The organism is Mesorhizobium sp. M0047 (assembly GCF_040323315.1).
Taxonomy (GTDB): Bacteria; Pseudomonadota; Alphaproteobacteria; order Rhizobiales; family Rhizobiaceae; genus Mesorhizobium.
Genome location: NZ_JAMYUW010000015.1, coordinates 103,702 through 120,522, shown reverse-complemented (window position 1 = coordinate 120,522; position 16,821 = coordinate 103,702). Strand labels below are relative to the sequence as shown.

General features: G+C 64.2%; 15 protein-coding genes and 1 pseudogene. 13 read left to right on the top strand and 3 right to left on the bottom strand.

Annotated elements, in window-relative coordinates:
• Positions 1-30: 30 nt before the first annotated feature.
• The 3 genes from NKJ89_RS16980 to NKJ89_RS16970 all read right to left on the bottom strand — a co-directional run bounded on the left by NKJ89_RS16980 (position 31) and on the right by NKJ89_RS16970 (position 3,181).
• Complete coding sequence (locus tag NKJ89_RS16980) at positions 31-513, bottom strand: MarR family winged helix-turn-helix transcriptional regulator (RefSeq protein ID WP_352604083.1); 483 nt, start codon at positions 511-513, stop codon at positions 31-33.
• Positions 513-2,084 carry a phytoene desaturase family protein gene (locus NKJ89_RS16975; RefSeq protein ID WP_352604081.1) on the bottom strand — a complete coding sequence of 524 codons (1,572 nt, stop codon included), beginning with the start codon at positions 2,082-2,084 and terminating at the stop codon, positions 513-515. Before NKJ89_RS16975 ends, NKJ89_RS16980 begins: the two co-directional genes overlap by 1 nt.
• A 305-nt stretch (positions 2,085-2,389) precedes the next feature.
• Positions 2,390-3,181: a cyclase family protein gene (locus tag NKJ89_RS16970; protein ID WP_352604080.1), complete on the bottom strand. Its 792-nt coding sequence runs from the start codon at positions 3,179-3,181 to the stop codon at positions 2,390-2,392.
• A 118-nt stretch (positions 3,182-3,299) separates the two neighbouring features.
• On the opposite strand from NKJ89_RS16970, the gene NKJ89_RS16965 reads away from it, so the two are divergent.
• From NKJ89_RS16965 to NKJ89_RS16910, 13 genes and pseudogenes are all read left to right on the top strand, one after another.
• Entirely contained in the window at positions 3,300-4,874 is a 1,575-nt protein-coding gene (locus NKJ89_RS16965) for a phytoene desaturase family protein (protein WP_352604078.1), read from the top strand.
• A 114-nt stretch (positions 4,875-4,988) separates the two neighbouring features.
• On the top strand, positions 4,989-6,515 hold the full coding sequence (locus tag NKJ89_RS16960) for an ABC transporter substrate-binding protein (RefSeq protein ID WP_352604076.1): 1,527 nt from the start codon (positions 4,989-4,991) through the stop codon (positions 6,513-6,515).
• Positions 6,516-6,603: 88 nt separating this feature from the next.
• Entirely contained in the window at positions 6,604-7,611 is a 1,008-nt protein-coding gene (locus NKJ89_RS16955; RefSeq protein WP_352604074.1) for an ABC transporter permease, read from the top strand.
• The gene (locus tag NKJ89_RS16950) at positions 7,604-8,452 is read left to right on the top strand and encodes an ABC transporter permease (protein ID WP_352604073.1); all 849 of its coding nucleotides are present in this window, start codon (positions 7,604-7,606) and stop codon (positions 8,450-8,452) included. Before NKJ89_RS16955 ends, NKJ89_RS16950 begins: the two co-directional genes overlap by 8 nt.
• On the top strand, positions 8,449-9,327 hold the full coding sequence (locus NKJ89_RS16945; RefSeq protein ID WP_352604072.1) for an ABC transporter ATP-binding protein: 879 nt from the start codon (positions 8,449-8,451) through the stop codon (positions 9,325-9,327). The genes NKJ89_RS16950 and NKJ89_RS16945 overlap by 4 nt, the downstream gene beginning before the upstream one ends.
• Positions 9,320-10,156 carry an ATP-binding cassette domain-containing protein gene (locus tag NKJ89_RS16940; protein WP_352604070.1) on the top strand — a complete coding sequence of 279 codons (837 nt, stop codon included), beginning with the start codon at positions 9,320-9,322 and terminating at the stop codon, positions 10,154-10,156. The genes NKJ89_RS16945 and NKJ89_RS16940 overlap by 8 nt, the downstream gene beginning before the upstream one ends.
• A 41-nt stretch (positions 10,157-10,197) precedes the next feature.
• Positions 10,198-10,406, top strand: a pseudogene (locus tag NKJ89_RS35760) (hypothetical protein); the annotation flags it as partial.
• An 85-nt stretch (positions 10,407-10,491) separates the two neighbouring features.
• The gene (locus tag NKJ89_RS16935) at positions 10,492-12,780 is read left to right on the top strand and encodes a bifunctional salicylyl-CoA 5-hydroxylase/oxidoreductase (RefSeq protein ID WP_352604068.1); all 2,289 of its coding nucleotides are present in this window, start codon (positions 10,492-10,494) and stop codon (positions 12,778-12,780) included.
• Positions 12,781-12,925: 145 nt separating this feature from the next.
• On the top strand, positions 12,926-13,684 hold the full coding sequence (locus NKJ89_RS16930) for an SDR family NAD(P)-dependent oxidoreductase (RefSeq protein WP_352604066.1): 759 nt from the start codon (positions 12,926-12,928) through the stop codon (positions 13,682-13,684).
• Complete coding sequence (locus NKJ89_RS16925; RefSeq protein WP_352604064.1) at positions 13,678-14,148, top strand: MarR family winged helix-turn-helix transcriptional regulator; 471 nt, start codon at positions 13,678-13,680, stop codon at positions 14,146-14,148. The genes NKJ89_RS16930 and NKJ89_RS16925 overlap by 7 nt, the downstream gene beginning before the upstream one ends.
• Positions 14,145-14,957 carry an enoyl-CoA hydratase family protein gene (locus NKJ89_RS16920; protein WP_352604062.1) on the top strand — a complete coding sequence of 271 codons (813 nt, stop codon included), beginning with the start codon at positions 14,145-14,147 and terminating at the stop codon, positions 14,955-14,957. Before NKJ89_RS16925 ends, NKJ89_RS16920 begins: the two co-directional genes overlap by 4 nt.
• A 210-nt stretch (positions 14,958-15,167) precedes the next feature.
• Positions 15,168-16,316 (top strand): acyl-CoA dehydrogenase family protein, encoded by a 1,149-nt coding sequence (locus NKJ89_RS16915; RefSeq protein WP_352604060.1) that lies wholly within the window; start codon positions 15,168-15,170, stop codon positions 16,314-16,316.
• A 63-nt stretch (positions 16,317-16,379) separates the two neighbouring features.
• The gene (locus tag NKJ89_RS16910; protein ID WP_352604058.1) at positions 16,380-16,775 is read left to right on the top strand and encodes a RidA family protein; all 396 of its coding nucleotides are present in this window, start codon (positions 16,380-16,382) and stop codon (positions 16,773-16,775) included.
• The last annotated feature ends 46 nt before the right edge of the window (positions 16,776-16,821 follow it).

The window sequence follows — 16,821 nt, the reverse complement described above, 5'->3', positions numbered from 1 at the left end:
CCGTTGCCGCCCGAGGCCGGTGGCATAGGTCTAGATGTCGTGCTTGCGAATGTTCTTCAGCATCTTCTGCAGCGTCGCAATCAGCGCAGCGTATTCGGCATCGTCGACGTCGTCGAACATCGCCTCGAATGCGTCATGCATGGCCGGCCAGGCGCGGGTGAACTCGGCGCGGCCCTCGTCGGTCAGGAACACGTGGCGGATGCGGCTGTCGGTGACGCCCTGCTCGCGCCGCACCAGACCCTGGCCCTCAAGCGAGTCGAGCGTCCGGCTCAAGGTCGACTGCTCGATGACGGTATAGACCGAGAGGTCGTTGACAGTGATGCCGTCGATGACCGACAGCACGGCGAGCGTGCGGACCTGCGGAATGGTTAGCCCCTGCTTGCGGAAATCGTCGCGCAGGGTGGCATTGTAGCGACCCATGATGCGGTTCATCAGATAGGGCGCGAATTGCTGCAGGCCGATCTGCCCCAGGGTCGAGATGCGCTGGCGCTTTTGCGCAACCTTCTCTTCCATCACAGCCTCCCCGCCAGGAGAAAACCGGAGCCGCCACCAAGGCCCGCACCCGGATGGGTCGAGGCGCCGATATGGTAGAGGTTCTTGATGCCGGTCTGATGGTTGCGGCTAGTCTTGAACGGCCGCCACAGGAACGACTGGTCGATGGTCGAGGAGCCGCCATAGGGGTCGCCGCCGACCAGATTGATGTTCATCGCTTCGAGGTCAGCGGGCGAATAGGCGCGGCGCGCGATGACGCTGTCCCTAAAGCCGTCGATGTGGCTGGCAAGGATCGCTTCTGCACGGTCGGCATAGGCTTCGCGCAGCAAGTCGGTCCATTGCCCATCAGCCGGTGCCTGCAGCTTGCCTGCCGCATCGCCTTTGATGTGGCGGGGCGCCTCGGGCAGCTGGAGCCACAGGATCGCCTTGCCCTCCGGGCAGCGCGACGGATCGAGCGCGTGCGGCTGGCCGACACAGATGGTCGGCACCTCCGGCAGCACGCCGCGCGCCGCCTCATTGCAGGCTTTCGACACGCCATCCAGTCCCGGCGTCAGGTGCAGCAGGGCGACCTTGTCTAGGCCTTCGCCGCGCCATGCCGGCGGCTTGCTCAGGGCGTAGTGGATCTGGAAATTGCCTTTGCCGTAGCGGTATTTCTGCGTCGCCTCGACATCGGCTTTGGGCGCATCCGCGCCGAGCAGCCGGCCATAAAGCTGCGTCGGCGTGACCGAGCAGATGACGCTCTTCTTGGCATGGACGGTTTCGCCCGAGGCCAGCCGCACACCGGTGGCGCGGCCCCCGGTCACGATGATTGAGGCGACGTCCGCTTCTGTGGAGATGACGCCACCGCGTTCGATAACGAGCGCCTCGAAGGCCGACAGCAGGTTCTTCGCCCCACCCTTGACGATCGGCGCTCCGGCCGCTTCCAGCGCGAAGGCAATGACCTTGGCGATCTGGCCGGAGAACGCGTCCTCCGGTCCAAGACCGGCATGCAAAACCCAGGGCGCCCACAGTGCGTGGATGGTATCGGACTTGTAGGTGCTTTCAAGCCAGCTCCGTGCCGGCACAAGCGCCTCCCCTAGAAAGGCGGCAAGGCCGCGTGGGCCACGCCGCCAGGCATCGCCGGCCAGCAGCTTCGCGGTCGGATAGGACCACAGGCTGCCGCCAAGCAGGCCGAACAGCAGGCCGGCATTGCGCTCGATACCGCCGACATCCTCCGCGTGCCGGTCGCCGTCGCCTGCCGCAATCGTATTGAGGGCGGCGACATTGGCGGCGCGGTCGGTGGTGAGCACGGCATGGCTGCCGTCCGGCCGCAGCACGCCGGTCGGCGTGCCGGTATGGCAGAATTCCAGCCCGTGCCGCGCAAGATCGGCGCCGAGTGCCGCAAAGGCCGGCGAGGTGATGAACAGGACGAAGGTCGTCGCCATCACATCATGGATGAAGCCGGGCGCGGTGATCTCCTCTGTGCGTATGCAGCCGCCAATGCGGTCATTGCGCTCCAGCACGAGCACCTTGGCACCCTTGCCGCCAAGCATCGCCGCGCAGACCAGCGCGTTGATGCCGCTGCCGACGATGATGTGATCGGGCGCCTTCATCGACACTTGCTCTCCATCTCCGGGAGATGCGATTCAATCGAACGAGGTCGCGTTCCTTCGCGCCCCCCTCTGTCCTGCCGGACATCTCCCCCTCTTGGGGGGAGATCGGCTGTCACAACTGCTTTCGCCAATCTGTAACGCTGCAGGAACGAACGGGGTGCCGAAGCTGCCAATCTCCCCCCTTGAGGGGGAGATGTCCGGCAGGACAGAGGGGGGCGCCGTAGAGCGCTAGCGCTGCACGGTTGCCACACCATCAACCCAGTTTCGCCTTCACGCATGATCTTCTCCCGAAGACCCAATCTCACCTATTGCTTCGAAACCAGCGCCAGCGCGCGGATCGGGCTGCCGGTGCCGTGTTCGATCTTGAGCGGTGCGGCGATCAGGATAGCGCCCTTCGGCGGCAGCTGGTCGAGGTTGCAGAGGCTGGCGAGGCCGTAACGGTTGGCCTTGTGCATCAGCGTGTGCGCCGGGAATGGCGGCTCCATGCCGCCGGCCTTGCCGGCGTCGGTGCCGATCGTCTCTGAGCCCCAGCCCTTGATGTCCTTGCTGATCAGGAACTGGATGGCTTCCGCCGTCGGGCCAGGCGTATGCGGGCCGGTCTCGTTGGCGTTGAGGAACTCGGCTTCCGAGCCGTTGCGCTTGTACCAGTCGGTGCGCATCACCACCCATTCGCCGGCATTGATCGCGCCATGCCTGGCTTCCCACGCCTTGATGTGATCGACGGTGAGCAGGAAATCAGGGTCGGCGGCGGCTTCCTTCGAACAGTCGATGACATTAACCGGGCCGACGAAATTCTGCGCCGGAATGGTGTCGGTGGCGCCGTCGGCATAGTCCTTGCCGGAAATCCAGTGCTGCGGCGCATCGAAATGCGTGCCCGAATGCTCGCCGAGCTTCAGCCAGTTCCAGGCCCACCAGGGGCCGTTCTTGTCGTAGCGCGAGATCGAGTGGATCTCGATCTTCGGCGTGTCGACCGCGAGTTCCGGCGGCAGCTTGATCAGCGGCGTGTCGGGCCCGAGCGGCGCCGTCAGGTCGACCACCTTGATGGCGCCTGAAAGAAGCTGGCCGGCGACTTCGCCGAGGAGTTTTTGGGTGTCCATGGTCTCTGTTCCCTCTTTCACGTGATGATCAAAGCTCGTCTCGGCCCTTAATATCCTACTAGACGAAAACATATGCATCTGCAATTATCTTTAAGCATAAAGGAAATGGGACCGGGGCGTGAGCGAATTTGACGCCATCTTTGTCGGGGCGGGCCACAACACTCTGGCATGCGCCGCGCATCTGGCGCTCAAAGGCTGGAAAACCGGGATTTTCGAGCGCAGTGCAACAATCGGCGGCGCCGTCCAGACCCGCGAATTCACCCTTCCCGGCTTCCGCCACGACTTCGGCGCAATGAATCTGAGCCTGTTTGCCGGCTCGGCCTTCCACCGGAAATATGCAAATGAATTGAAAGCACAGGGACTGGAATTCGCGCCGGTCGCCGATTGTTTCGCCAGCGCCTTTCCGGACGGCCGCTGGTTCGGCGTCAGCAACGATCTGGAAAAGACCACTGCCCGCATGGCCGCCTTTTCCGCGGCCGATGCCGCGACGTGGCGCCGACTGGTCTCTGCCTTCCCGGCGGAGGCCGAGCACCTGTTTCGGCTGCTGGGTTCGCCGATGAGCGCACGTGCTCTTGCCGGCACCGCGTGGAACCTGTGGCGCAAGAAGGGCATGTCGGGGGCGCTCGATACGGGACGGCTGCTGCTGTCCTCACCCCGCGCCTGGCTGGAGGAAAACTTCGAGTCGCCTCATATCAGGGCGACGCTCGCCACCTGGGGCATGCATCTCGACTTTGCTCCCGACATCGCCGGCGGTGCCGTGTTCCCCTATCTGGAATCGATGGCCAACCAGAGCTTTGGCATGGTGCTGGGCAAGGGCGGCGCCGACACAATCATCCGCGCCCTGTCAGGCATGGTCACATCAGCCGGCGGCAAGATCGTGACTGGCGCCGAAGTGGCCGAGATCACGGTTTCCGCCGGCAGGGCGACCGGTGTGAGACTCGCTTCCGGTGAGACTCACACCGCCACCAAGGCTGTGATCGCCGGCGTCGCGCCGAAGGCGCTGACTGGCAAGCTGTTGCCCAATGGTTCGGGCGACACTGGTTTCGACACGGCGATGCAGAAATTCCGCCATGCGCCGGGTACAATGATGATCCATCTGGCGCTGGACAATTTGCCGGACTGGCGCGCCGGACCCGAGCTTCGGCAATTCGCCTATGTGCATCTGTCACCGTCGCTCGACGCCATGTCGCGCACCTATCAACAGGCGATGGCGGGCATGTTGCCGGACGAGCCGGTGCTGGTTGTCGGCCAGCCGACCGCGATCGATCCGTCGCGGGCGCCTGAGGGCAAACATGTGCTGTGGGTGCAGGTGCGCATGCTGCCCGCCGAAATCACAGGCGATGCGGCCGGCAAGATCACGCCGGCGCATTGGGACCAGGTCAAGGAGGTCTACGCCGAGCGCGTCCTCGACATGATCGAGACCTACGCGCCTGGCTTGCGAAACAAGATCCTCGGCCGCGCCGCCTTCTCGCCCATCGATCTCGAGCGCGAAAACCCAAACCTCGTCGGTGGCGACCAGGTTTGCGGCAGCCATCATCTGGCGCAGAATTTCCTGTTTCGCCCGGCGCGCGGATATGCGGGCTGGAACACACCAGTGGCGCATCTGCATCTCACTGGGGCGGCGACATGGCCGGGCGCCGGCACCGGTGCGGCTTCCGGACACATGCTCGCGCAACAGCTTGGCGGGAGGTAGGAGCCGAAGATTTCACACAGGCGAAGGAGGCAAGGCGCTGCTGCCCAAGGAGCCTGAGCCAATGAACTGACGACGCCGCGCGACGAAAACAGAAAACCAACAAGGGGAACGACCATGACAATCAACAGACGTGAATTGCTGGGATACAGTGCCGCAGCACTCGGGGTCGCCGCCGTCGGCCTGCCGCAGATCGCCAAGGCGGCCGGTGAACTGACCATCGCCTATAACGTCAACCTGCCATCCTGGGATCCGACCACCGGCCCCTCGGCCGTCAACCCGACGATCCAGGGGCTCTACCAGTCGGTGTTCGACCAATTCATCCCGCAGAAGCCAGACCTGTCCTTCGCGCCGGGACTGCTCACCGAATGGGGCTGGAACGACGACCGCACCAAGATCATGATGACGGTGCGCGAAGGCGTGACCTGGCACGACGGCTCGCCGTTCACGGCCGAAGACGTGGTCTGGTCGCTGCAGCGGGCGGGTGACGAAAAGACCGGCAACCCGATCCAGTTCGTCTGGAAGAACGTCAACAACTTCAAGATCGACGGCAACAAGATCACCGGCGACGTCGTGCAGTTCGACCCGGTGTATTTCAAATGGATGTCGTTCCTGACCGGCTACATCATGCCGAAGGCCTATTACGAGAAGGTGGGCGCTGAAGGTTTCGAGAAAGCGCCGATCGGTACCGGCCCCTACATGGTCGAAAAATTCGAGCGTAATGCCTTCCTGCGGCTGAAGGCCAACCCGAACTACTGGGGCGGCAAGCCGGCCTTCGAGAATATGACGATCAAGTTCGTCACTGACGCGGCGAGCCGCGTCGCCGAGATCGAGTCCGGTTCCTCGCAGGTGACGCTCGAAATTCCCTATGAGGAGTATGACCGGCTGATCGCCAAGGACGGGCTGGCCGGCTCGTGCAAGAACGTCTCCGACATCGGCATGATCTTCTTCAACGACATCGAGGCGATGCTGGACAAGAACGTGCGCCAGGCGGCCGTCATATCGATCGACAAGAAGCTGTTGGTCGACCGCCTGCTGCGCGGCTACGGCCAGCCGATCGACACGCTGGAGACGCCGGAATACGCGGCCTACGACGCGTCGATCAAGGTCGAGCACAACCCGGCGAAGGCCAAGGAACTGCTGGCCGCCTCCGGCTACTCGCCGGAAAAGCCGGTCAAGTTCACCATCCAGACGACCAAGGGCTTCAAGCCCAAGGACTATGAGATGATCCAGGCGATCGTCGGCATGTGGCGCAAGGTGGGCATCGAGGCGACGATCGAAGTCTACGAGATCGCCAAGCACTACGAGCTTCGCGCCGCCGACAAGCTGGCGCCGGCCGCCTTCTACAATTGGGGCAACGCCATCGGCGATCCGACCACCTCGACCGGCTTTGCCATGTATGGCCCGAGCCCGCATTCGGTATGGGACAGCCAGGACCTGATCGACATGATCAACCCGCTATGGGGCGAGAAGGACGAGGCCAAGCGCATCGCCGGCTGGAAGGCAGTCGACAAATATATCGCCGAGCAGGCCTATGTGCTGCCGCTGATCCAGTACGCGCAGCCGATCGTGCATGCCAAGGGCGTCAATGTTGTGCAGCATGTGTCGGGTGCGCTGCTGCCGGCCTTGATGACCCCGGCCTAATCGGCCTGAAATTGCGGCGCGCCGTCCATAGCGACGGCGCGCATTTTCTATCCGGCATACGAGCCAGCGGGCTCCTGCAAGGATTTAGATGCTCCTGCAAAGATTCCTGATCCGTCTCCTGACGATGCTGATCACGCTGTTCGGCGTGGCCGTCGTCGTCTTCATCGTGATCCGCGTAGCGCCCGGCGATCCGATCGCCATGATGGTGCCGCCCGGCGCGACAGATGCAGACATTGCCCGGCTGCGCGCGCTCTACGGCCTCGACAAGACCATCGTGCAGCAGTTCTTCATCTGGCTGTCCGGCGTCGTCAGGGGCGACTTCGGCACTTCGATTTCGCTGCGGCAAGACGTGCTCGGCCTCGTCTTCAACCGGCTGCCGGCGACGCTGGAGCTCGCCATCGTTGCGCTCCTTATGGCGGTGGCACTCGGCGGCACGACGGCGATCCTCGGCGCACGCGAGCGCGGCACCGCGGTCGAAGCCGGCATCGACGTCGCCAGCGGCGCGGCGCTTTCGATTCCCGATTTCCTGTGGGGCCTGGTGCTGATCCTGTTGTTCGGCGTTCTGGTGCCGATCTTCGATATTTCCGGCCGGGTATCGCCACAACTCGACCTGCCCTTCGTCACCCAGTTCTATCTGTTCGAGAGCCTGCTTCGGCTGCGCCTCGACCTCACCTGGGATCTCTTGAAGCACATGCTCATGCCGGCCGTGGCTTTGGCGCTGCCGCTCGCCGCAATCATCTCGCAGCTGTTGAAACAGTCGCTGAAGGAAGTGCTCGACCTCGACTATGTCGTGCTGGCGCGCGTGAAGGGATTCTCGGAAACGCAAGTCATCCTGCGCGAGGCGCTGAAGAACGCCGCTTTGCCGACGCTGACGCTGGTCGGCGTGCAGTTCACCTTCCTCATCGGCGGCACGGTCATCGTCGAGCGGCTGTTTTCCTATGAAGGCCTCGGCAACATGGCGATCGACGCGGTCATCAACCGTGACCTGCCGCTGATCCAGGGCATCGTGCTGGTCTTCGCGTTGCTGTTCGTGCTGATCAACCTCAGCGTCGATATGATGTACGCCCTGCTCAATCCGAGGCTGCGCCATGGATGATAGCCGCATTTCAAGGCATGGCTCGGGCGCAAAGCTGTGGCTGGCCGGCGGCTGGCTGCTGCTGGCATTGCTGGCGGCGATCTTCGCACCGCTGGTCGCACCGCAGGATCCATTGGCGCAGGATCTGATGCTCCAGCGTCTGCCGCCATTCTGGATCGATGGAGCCGAGCCCGGCTATTGGCTCGGCACCGACAGCCTCGGCCGCGATCTGCTGTCGCGGTTGATCTTCGGCGGCCGCATCGCCTTCATCGTCGCTTTTGCCGCGGCCATAGCGGCGTGCCTTGCCGGCTCGACGCTCGGGCTGATTGCCGGCTATTTCGGCGGCTGGGCCGACCGCTTCATCTCGCGCATCGTCGATGTCTGGATGGCGTTTCCGCCGGTGCTGTTCGCCATCCTTCTGGTGGCCGTGCTCGGCACTGGCCTGAGTTCCGTCATCCTCGCCATCGCCATCATCGACTGGACACGCTTCTGCCGGGTGATCCGCGCCGAGACGATGGGCCAGTCGCGCATGGACTATGTCGAGAATGCCCGCATTGCCGGCTATGGCCGCATCGGCATCATGCTGCGCGAGGTGCTGCCCAATGTGGTGCCGTCGATCGTGGCACTGTTGTCGCTGGAGATGGGCATTGCCGTCATCGTCGAGGCGATCCTGTCCTTCGTCAATCTGTCGATCTCTACCGACGATCCGACATGGGGCGGCATCATCGCCGAGGGACGGCTTTCGATCCATCAGGCCTGGTGGGTGCTGGTGTTCCCGCTGATCACGCTGATCCTGACCGTGCTATCGTTCAGCCAGTTCGGCGAGGCGCTGAAGACGCGCTTCGACCCGGTGCTGCGATGAGCGCCTGTCTCGACATCAGGGAGCTGAGCGCGGTGCTGCCCAACGGCCAGCGCGTGCTGCGCTCGGTGTCGCTTGCCGTGCAGCCCGGCGAAGTCCGCGCGCTGGTCGGCGAGAGCGGTGCCGGCAAGACGATGATCGGCAAGGCGGTGCTCGGCGTGCTGCCGCCGAGCGTGCGCATCGTCGAGGGCGACATGCTGCTCGAGGGCGAAGACCTCGGCCGGCTCCAGCCCAAGCCGCGGCGCACGCTGATCGGCGCCCGCACCGCCCTGATCCCGCAGGACCCGCTGACCGCGCTCAACCCGTCACGGCGCATCGGCCCGCAGATGACCGACCGGCTGGTGCGCATCCTCGGCTGGGGTGGCGACAAGGCTGATCGGCGCACCCGGCAGTTGCTGGACGAGGTGCAGATCCGCGACCCCGACCGTGTGCTCAAAAGCTATCCGCACGAGCTTTCCGGCGGCATGCGCCAGCGCGTGCTGATCGCCGCTGCTTTCGCCGCCGAACCCCGGCTGATCGTCGCCGACGAGCCGACGACGGCGCTCGACGTCACCGTGCAGAAGCAGATCCTGCGGCTGATCGCTGCGTTGCAGCGCGAGCACGGCACGGCGATCCTGTTCGTCACCCACGATCTCGGCGTCGTCGCCAAGATCAGCCAGAAAGTGTCGGTGCTCTATGCCGGCAAGGTGGTGGAAGAGGCCGAGACGGCTGCCCTTTTCGCAGCACCCCAGCATCCCTACACACGGGCGCTGATGGCGGCGACGCCGCGCTACACCGACCCATACGCTTCGCTGAAACCCGTGGATGAGGCGGTACTGGCCGGGCTTGCCGCCGAGATTGCGGCCGCCGACCAGGCCTGGAGGCGCCCGCATGGCTGAGCCGCTGTTTTCCGTACGCGGGCTGAAGGTGGCGCTGCCCGATATGACGCGCAAGCCGCTGTTTGGCCGCGCGCCGCTGGCCCAGATCCTGAAAGGCCTGGATTTCGACCTGCCCAAGGGGTCTGTGACCGGCATCGTCGGCGAATCCGGTTCCGGCAAGTCGACGCTCGGCCGTGCTCTGGTGCGCCTCTTGGAGCCCAGCGCCGGCAGCATCAGTTTCGAGGGCCGCGATATCACGCATCTGCCGGAGGCGGAGCTCAGGCCACTGCGTCGCAACCTGCAGATGATCTTCCAGGACCCGATGTCGTCGCTCAACCCGCGCCGCACCATCGCCACCATCATCGCGGCACCGCTGAAGCAGAACGGACTTGGCGACAATCTGAAGGCCCGCATCGCCGAGGCGTTGCAGCGCGTCGGCCTGCCGCAAAGCTTTGCCAGCCGCTACCGCCATGAACTGTCGGGCGGCCAACGCCAGCGTGTCGGCATTGCCCGCGCCTTGGCGCTGTCGCCGAAATTCGTGCTGGCCGACGAGATCGTCTCCGGCCTCGACGTGTCGACGCAGGCGCAGATCCTGACCCTGCTGGAAAAGCTTGCGGCCGAGATGGGCCTGACCGTCGCCTTCATCAGCCACGATCTGTCGGTCATTCGGCGGCTGTGCCGGCAAGTGATCGTCATGCGCGAAGGCGTGATCGTCGAGGCGAGCGCCACCGATGCCTTGTTCGACAATCCGCAGCAGAGCTACACGCGCGATCTCATCGCAGCCATTCCGCTGCCGGAAATCGACCCGGGTTGGCTGGACATCCCTGCCGCCGCCAAGGCCGCGACATGAATGCACACGCACGCCGAAAAGCGAGCCTCGGACATGCGACCGCCGGTCAGACCATCCCCTCCTTCCAGGCGCCGTGGGGGCCGCATTCCAGGCGCCGTAGGGGCTGCAACTGGAAGCGATCAGCTATCCCTCGGGCATGGCTTACGAGAAGCGCGCCGAGACGGTCTTATGGAGCCCGAAGAACCGGATAAGCGATGGCAATGCGTGCTTGCGGATGTTCCGCGACCACGCCAAACAGGTGCGACGTTGAATCATTTCGATATGAAACTTTAAGCTTGAAATAATTTGCCGCCGGCGCGATACTGAAAGCAGCAAGCGAAGAGGAGATCGCAGACATGAAGGTTGCGGTTCTCGGCGGTGGACCAGCCGGCCTCTATTTTGCCATTTCGATGAAACTCAGGGACGCCGCGCACGAGGTGACGGTGTTCGAGCGCAACCGCGCCGACGACACGTTCGGCTGGGGCGTCGTGCTGTCGGCCGAGACGCTCGACAATCTGTCGAAAAACGATCCGGTCAGCGCCGTCTGGATCAAGAAGCACTTTGCTTACTGGGACGATATCGCCGTCATTCATGACGGCGTGCGCACGGTTTCGACCGGGCATGGCTTTTGCGGCATCGGCCGCAAGCGGCTGCTCATCCTGTTGCAGCGCCGCGCCCGAGAACTCGGCGTCAAGCTCCTGTTCGAGACCGACATTGCCGATCCCCGACCTTACATGGATACGCATGATCTGGTCGTCGCCGCCGATGGGTTGAACTCCAGGGCGCGCAACACTTTCGTCGACATCTTCAAGCCCGACATCGACACTCGCAAATGCAAGTTCGTCTGGCTCGGCACCAACCAGAAATTCGACGACGCCTTCACCTTCATCTTCGAAAAGACCGAGCATGGCTGGGTGTGGGCGCACGCCTACCAGTTCGACAGCGATACCGCGACGTTCATCGTCGAATGCAGCGAGCAGACCTGGGCTGCCTTCGGCTTCGGTGCGATGTCGCAGCAGGAATCGATCGCCGTCTGCGAGCGCATCTTTGCGAAGCATCTAGGCGGCCACGCGTTGATGACTAATGCCAACCATATCCGGGGTTCGGCCTGGATCAATTTCCCTCGCGTGCTGTGCGAACGCTGGTCCTACAAGAACCTGGCTTTGATGGGCGATGCCGCGGCATCGGCGCATTTCTCGATCGGCTCGGGCACTAAACTCGCATTGGAAAGCGCGGCGGCGCTGGCCGAGTATGTCGAGTCCGAGCCGGACCTCGATGCTGCGTTCCGCAGATATGAGGATGCCCGCCGCACCGAGGTGCTGAAGCTGCAATCGGCCGCGCGCAATTCGCTCGAATGGTTCGAAGAGGTCGAGCGCTATCTCGGCCTAGATCCGGTGCAGTTCAACTATTCGCTTTTGACCCGCTCGCAGCGCATCAGCCACGAGAATTTGCGGCTGCGCGATGCCGAATGGCTGGGCGGCGCGGAGGAGTGGTTCCAGCGCCAGGCGGGCGCAGGCGGCATACGCCGCGCGCCGATGTTCGCGCCGTTCAAGCTGCGCGATCTAAAGCTGCAGAACCGCATCGTCGTCTCGCCGATGGCACAGTACAAGGCCGTCGACGGCTGCCCGACCGCTTGGCATTTCACCCATTATGCCGAACGGGCCAAGGGCGGCGCCGGCCTCATCTATATCGAAATGACCTGCGTCAGCCCTGAAGGCCGCATCACGCCCGGCTGCCCCGGCTTCTATGCGCCCGAACATGAGGTGGCGTGGAAGCGGCTGGTCGATTTCGTCCACGTTGAGACCGAAGCCAAGATCTGCGCCCAGATCGGCCATTCCGGCGCCAAGGGTTCGACCCGGCTTGGCTGGGAGGGCACCGACGTGCCGCTGACCTCGGGCAACTGGCCTGTCATGGCGGCATCGGCCGTGGCGTGGTCTCCGCAGAACCAAGTGCCGAAGGCGATGGACCGCGCCGACATGGACAAAGTGCGCGACGAATTCGTGGCCTCCGCCGAAATGGCCGACCGTTGCGGCTTCGACATGCTCGAGATCCACGCCGCGCACGGTTATCTCTTGTCGTCTTTCATCACGCCGATCACCAATAGGCGCACGGATGCCTATGGCGGTTCGCTGGAAAACCGCATGCGCTATCCCCTGGAAATCTTCCGTGCGGTGCGTGCCGCCTGGCCGGCGGAGAAGCCGATCTCGATGCGCATTTCGGCCAATGACTGGGTCGGCATCGAAGGCGTAACGCCGGCCGACGCGGTCGAGATCGCGCGGCTGCTGCATGAGGCCGGCATCGACATCTGCGACGTCTCCGCCGGCCAGACATCGGCACTGGCAAAGCCTGTCTACGGCCGCATGTTCCAGACGCCGTTTTCCGACCGCATCCGAAACGAGGTCGGCATGGCCACCATGGCGGTCGGTAACATCTACGAGCCGGACCATGTCAACTCGATCCTGATGGCCGGCCGCGCAGATCTGGTGGCGCTGGCACGGCCGCATCTCGCCGACCCCTACTGGACCCTGCATGCGGCTGTCACGCTTGGCGACCGTGGCGTCAAATGGCCGGATCCTTATCTGCCGGGACGCGATCAGATCTACCGGCTGGCCGAGCGTGATGCGGCGGCGGGGCTGAAAGTATGAGTGCTTTTCGCTTGCTACGTCGGCGCTGTACCCCCAGCCCCTCCCCACAAGGGGGAGGGGGACTATGTTGCGTTCGACCCAGCGGAAACCGCATGAGTTTGCGATCGATAGGGGGTACGTGGCGCCAAGTCTCGAGGATTGGCGCATGATCGCGGGCAAGCATGCGCTGGTCACTGGCGGCGGCTCCGGCGTCGGCCGGGCCATCGCGCTGGCGCTGGCGGGTGCCGGCATCGACGTCACCATTTGCGGCCGCCGGGAAGCGGAGCTTGCCAAGGTGGCAGGGGAAAACGACCGCATCTTCGGCATCGCCGGCGACGTGACCAATGAGGCGGCGATGGTCTCGCTCTATGAAACGGCACAAGCTGCACGTGGGCCGTTCGACATCGTCGTCGCCAATGCCGGCATGGCCGGCAGCACGACGGCGCACAAGACCACACTCGACGACTGGCAGCGGACACTCGACGTCAATCTGACCGGCGCCTTCCTGACCGTGAAGCCGGCGCTGGCCGGGATGGCCGCGCGCAAGGCCGGGCGGATCGTCTTCATCGCCTCGACGGCAGGGCTGAAAGGCTATGCCTATGTCGCGCCCTACGTCGCCGCCAAGCATGGCGTCATAGGCCTGATGCGGGCGCTGGCTGCCGAGACGGCGAAGTCCGGTGTCACCGTCAATGCCGTGTGCCCCGGCTTTGTCGAGACCGAAATGCTGGAGGAATCCATCCAGCGCATCATCGATAAGACCGGCCGTTCGGTCGAACAGGCGCGGTCTGGCCTAGCCTCGACCAATCCGCAAGGCCGCTTCATCCAGCCGCAAGAGGTCGCCGCCGCCGTGCTGTGGCTGTGTGGCGACGCCGCCCAATCGATCACCGGACAGGCGATTTCCATCTCAGGAGGCGAAACATGGTAGCCGGCCCCCTGCCCGCGCCGTCAGGACCCGGCAAGGACCGGCTGCGTCTCTGGATAAGGCTGCTGCGCGCCTCGCGCACGATCGAGGCCGAGCTGCGCGAGCGGCTGAAGAAGGAGTTCAACACAACGCTGCCGCGCTTCGACGTGATGGCAGCGCTCTACCGCGCGCCGGAAGGCATGCTTATGAGCGACCTATCGCGCTTCCTGCTGGTCTCCAACGGCAATGTCACGGGCATCGTCGACCGGCTGGTTTCGGAAGGACTAGTGGCGCGTGCGAGGCGCAATGGCGACCGCCGCACATCGATGGTGCGGCTGACCGAGGAAGGCACGCAGGTCTTTGCCGCCATCGCCGCGGCGCATGAAGGCTGGATCGGCGAATTGCTGGGCAAGGTCAGCGAGGACGACGCGCGCCGGCTGACCGGCATGCTGACCTCGTTCCGCAGCAACTGGGAGGGACGCGAATGACCGCGATGGCCGGCCGCAAGCCAAAGCATTTCCTGTGGGAGGTCGAGGGCAGGATCGCAAAGGTCCGGCTCGATCGGCCGGAGCGCAAGAACCCGCTGACCTTCGACAGCTATGCCGAGCTGCGCGACACGTTCCGCGACCTCGTCTATGCCGACGACGTCGACGCCGTCGTGTTCCTCTCCAATGGCGGCAATTTCTGCTCCGGGGGCGATGTCCACGACATCATCGGTCCGCTGGTCAAGATGGACATGAAGCAGCTTCTTGCCTTCACCCGCATGACCGGCGATTTCGTCAAGGCGATGCTGAATTGCGGCAAGCCGATCATTGCGGCGGTCGATGGCGTCGCGGTCGGCGCCGGCGCCATCATCGCGATGAGTTCCGATATCCGCATCGCCACGCCGGAAGCCAAGACGGCGTTCCTGTTCACCCGCGTCGGCCTCGCCGGCTGCGACATGGGCGCTTGCGCGATCCTGCCGCGCATCATCGGCCAGGGCCGCGCCGCCGAACTGCTCTACACCGGCCGCACCATGACTGCGGCGGAAGGCGAGCGCTGGGGGTTTTACAACCGGCTGGTCGATGCCGCCTTGCTTGAGGCCGATGCGCTCGACATGGCGGCGCGCATCGTCTCCGGCCCGACCTTCGCCCACGGCATCACCAAGACGCAGCTCAACCAGGAATGGTCGATGGGCCTCGACCAGGCGATCGAGGCGGAAGCGCAGGCGCAGGCGATCTGCATGCAGACCCGCGACTTCGAGCGCGCCTACAAGGCTTTCGTGGCCAAGGAAAAGCCGGTGTTCGAGGGGGATTGAGGATGAGCGGTTCGCGCCCAGGCACCCCCCTCTGGCCTGCCGGCCATCTCCCCCGCAAGGGGGGAGATCAGCTGAACGCATCGCTTTCACCGATCGCCGGCGTTGCAGGATGGACGGCAAGATTGAAGTTGCCAATCTCCCCCCTTGCGGGGGAGATGTCCGGCAGGACAGAGGGGGGTGTGCGGGAACGGGGCGGAGAAAGAAATATCCATGCCTGATCGTTCCTTCCTCTCCTGGCCATTCTTCGAAGACCACCATCGCGCGCTGGCCGACCAACTGGAGACATGGTGCGCGAAAAACCTCCCCGTCGATCACCATGATGTCGATGCCGCCTGCCGCGAGCTGGTGGCGAACCTCGGCCGGGACGGCTGGCTGAAGCCGACGGCAATCGACACCGACAATCCGGGACCACTCGACGTGCGCACCCTGTGCATTACGCGCGAGACGCTCGCGCGCCATGACGGGCTCGCCGACTTCGCCTTCGCCATGCAAGGGCTCGGCACCGGTGCGCTCAGCCTGTTCGGTACGCCGCAACAGCAGCAATGGCTTTCGAAGACACGTGCCGGCAAGGCGATTTCCGCCTTCGCCCTGTCGGAGCCGCGTTCGGGATCGGATGTCGCCAACACCGAAATGACGGCGGTGCGCGACCGCGACAGTTACGTTCTGTCCGGCGAAAAGACCTGGATCTCCAATGGCGGCATCGCCGATCTCTATGTCGTCTTTGCCCGCACCGGCGAGGCGCCGGGCGCCAAGGGGCTCTCCGCCTTCCTCGTGCCTGGCGACGCCAAGGGCCTTGGCATCGCCGAACGGCTGGAAGTGATTGCGCCGCATCCGCTGGCGCGGCTGTCGTTCGACCGAGTCCGCCTCCCCGCCTCGGCGCTGATCGGCAAACCGGGCGACGGCTTCCGCATCGCCATGTCAGTGCTCGACGTGTTCCGCTCGACTGTCGGTGCGGCAGCCCTCGGCTTTGCCCGTCGTGCGCTGCATGAAAGCATCAAAAGGGTGGCCGAACGCAAACTGTTCGGCGCGCCGATGGCCGAACTGCAAATGGTGCAGGGCCATATCGCCGACATGGCGCTCGACGTCGATGCTGCCGCCCTGCTGGTCTATCGCGCCGCCTGGACCAAGGACATGGGTGCGCCCCGCGTGACGCGCGAGGCGGCGATGGCCAAGCTGTTTGCCACCGACAAGGCGCAAGAGGTGATCGACAAGGCCGTGCAGCTGCATGGCGGCGACGGTGTCCGCAAAGGCCATATCGTCGAAAGCCTGTATCGCGAGATCCGCGCGCTGCGCATCTATGAGGGTGCCTCCGACGTGCAGAAAGTGGTGATCGCGCGGCAAGTGATGGGCGCGGACTGACGGCAGAGATTTGACGGGCATTCGATTTTGAAAATTGGTTTTTGGAATACCGGGAGGTTTTGAATGCACACGATTCTGCAGCCAGAAGGCTGGGCAAAACCTGTCGGCTACGCCAATGGCGTCGCAGCGCGCGGGCAGCTGGTCTTCGTTGGCGGACAGGTCGGCTGGAATGGGCAATGCCAGTTCGAGACCGACGATTTTGTCGGCCAGGTTCGGCAGACGCTCGAGAACATCATAGCGGTGCTGGCCGAGGCCGGCGCCGGACCGCAGCACATCACCTCGATGACCTGGTATTTCACCGACAAGGCCGAATACCTCGCCAGCCTCAAGGGTATTGGCGAGGTCTATCGCGAAGTGATCGGCCGGCACTTTCCGGCGATGGCCGCCATGCAGGTGATGGCGCTGGTCGAAGATCGCGCCAAGGTGGAAATCCAGGCGACCGCCGTCATTCCGGAGTAAATTACGACCATTCCGAAATGAACCGCATGCTTTGGCAATTAGCGCT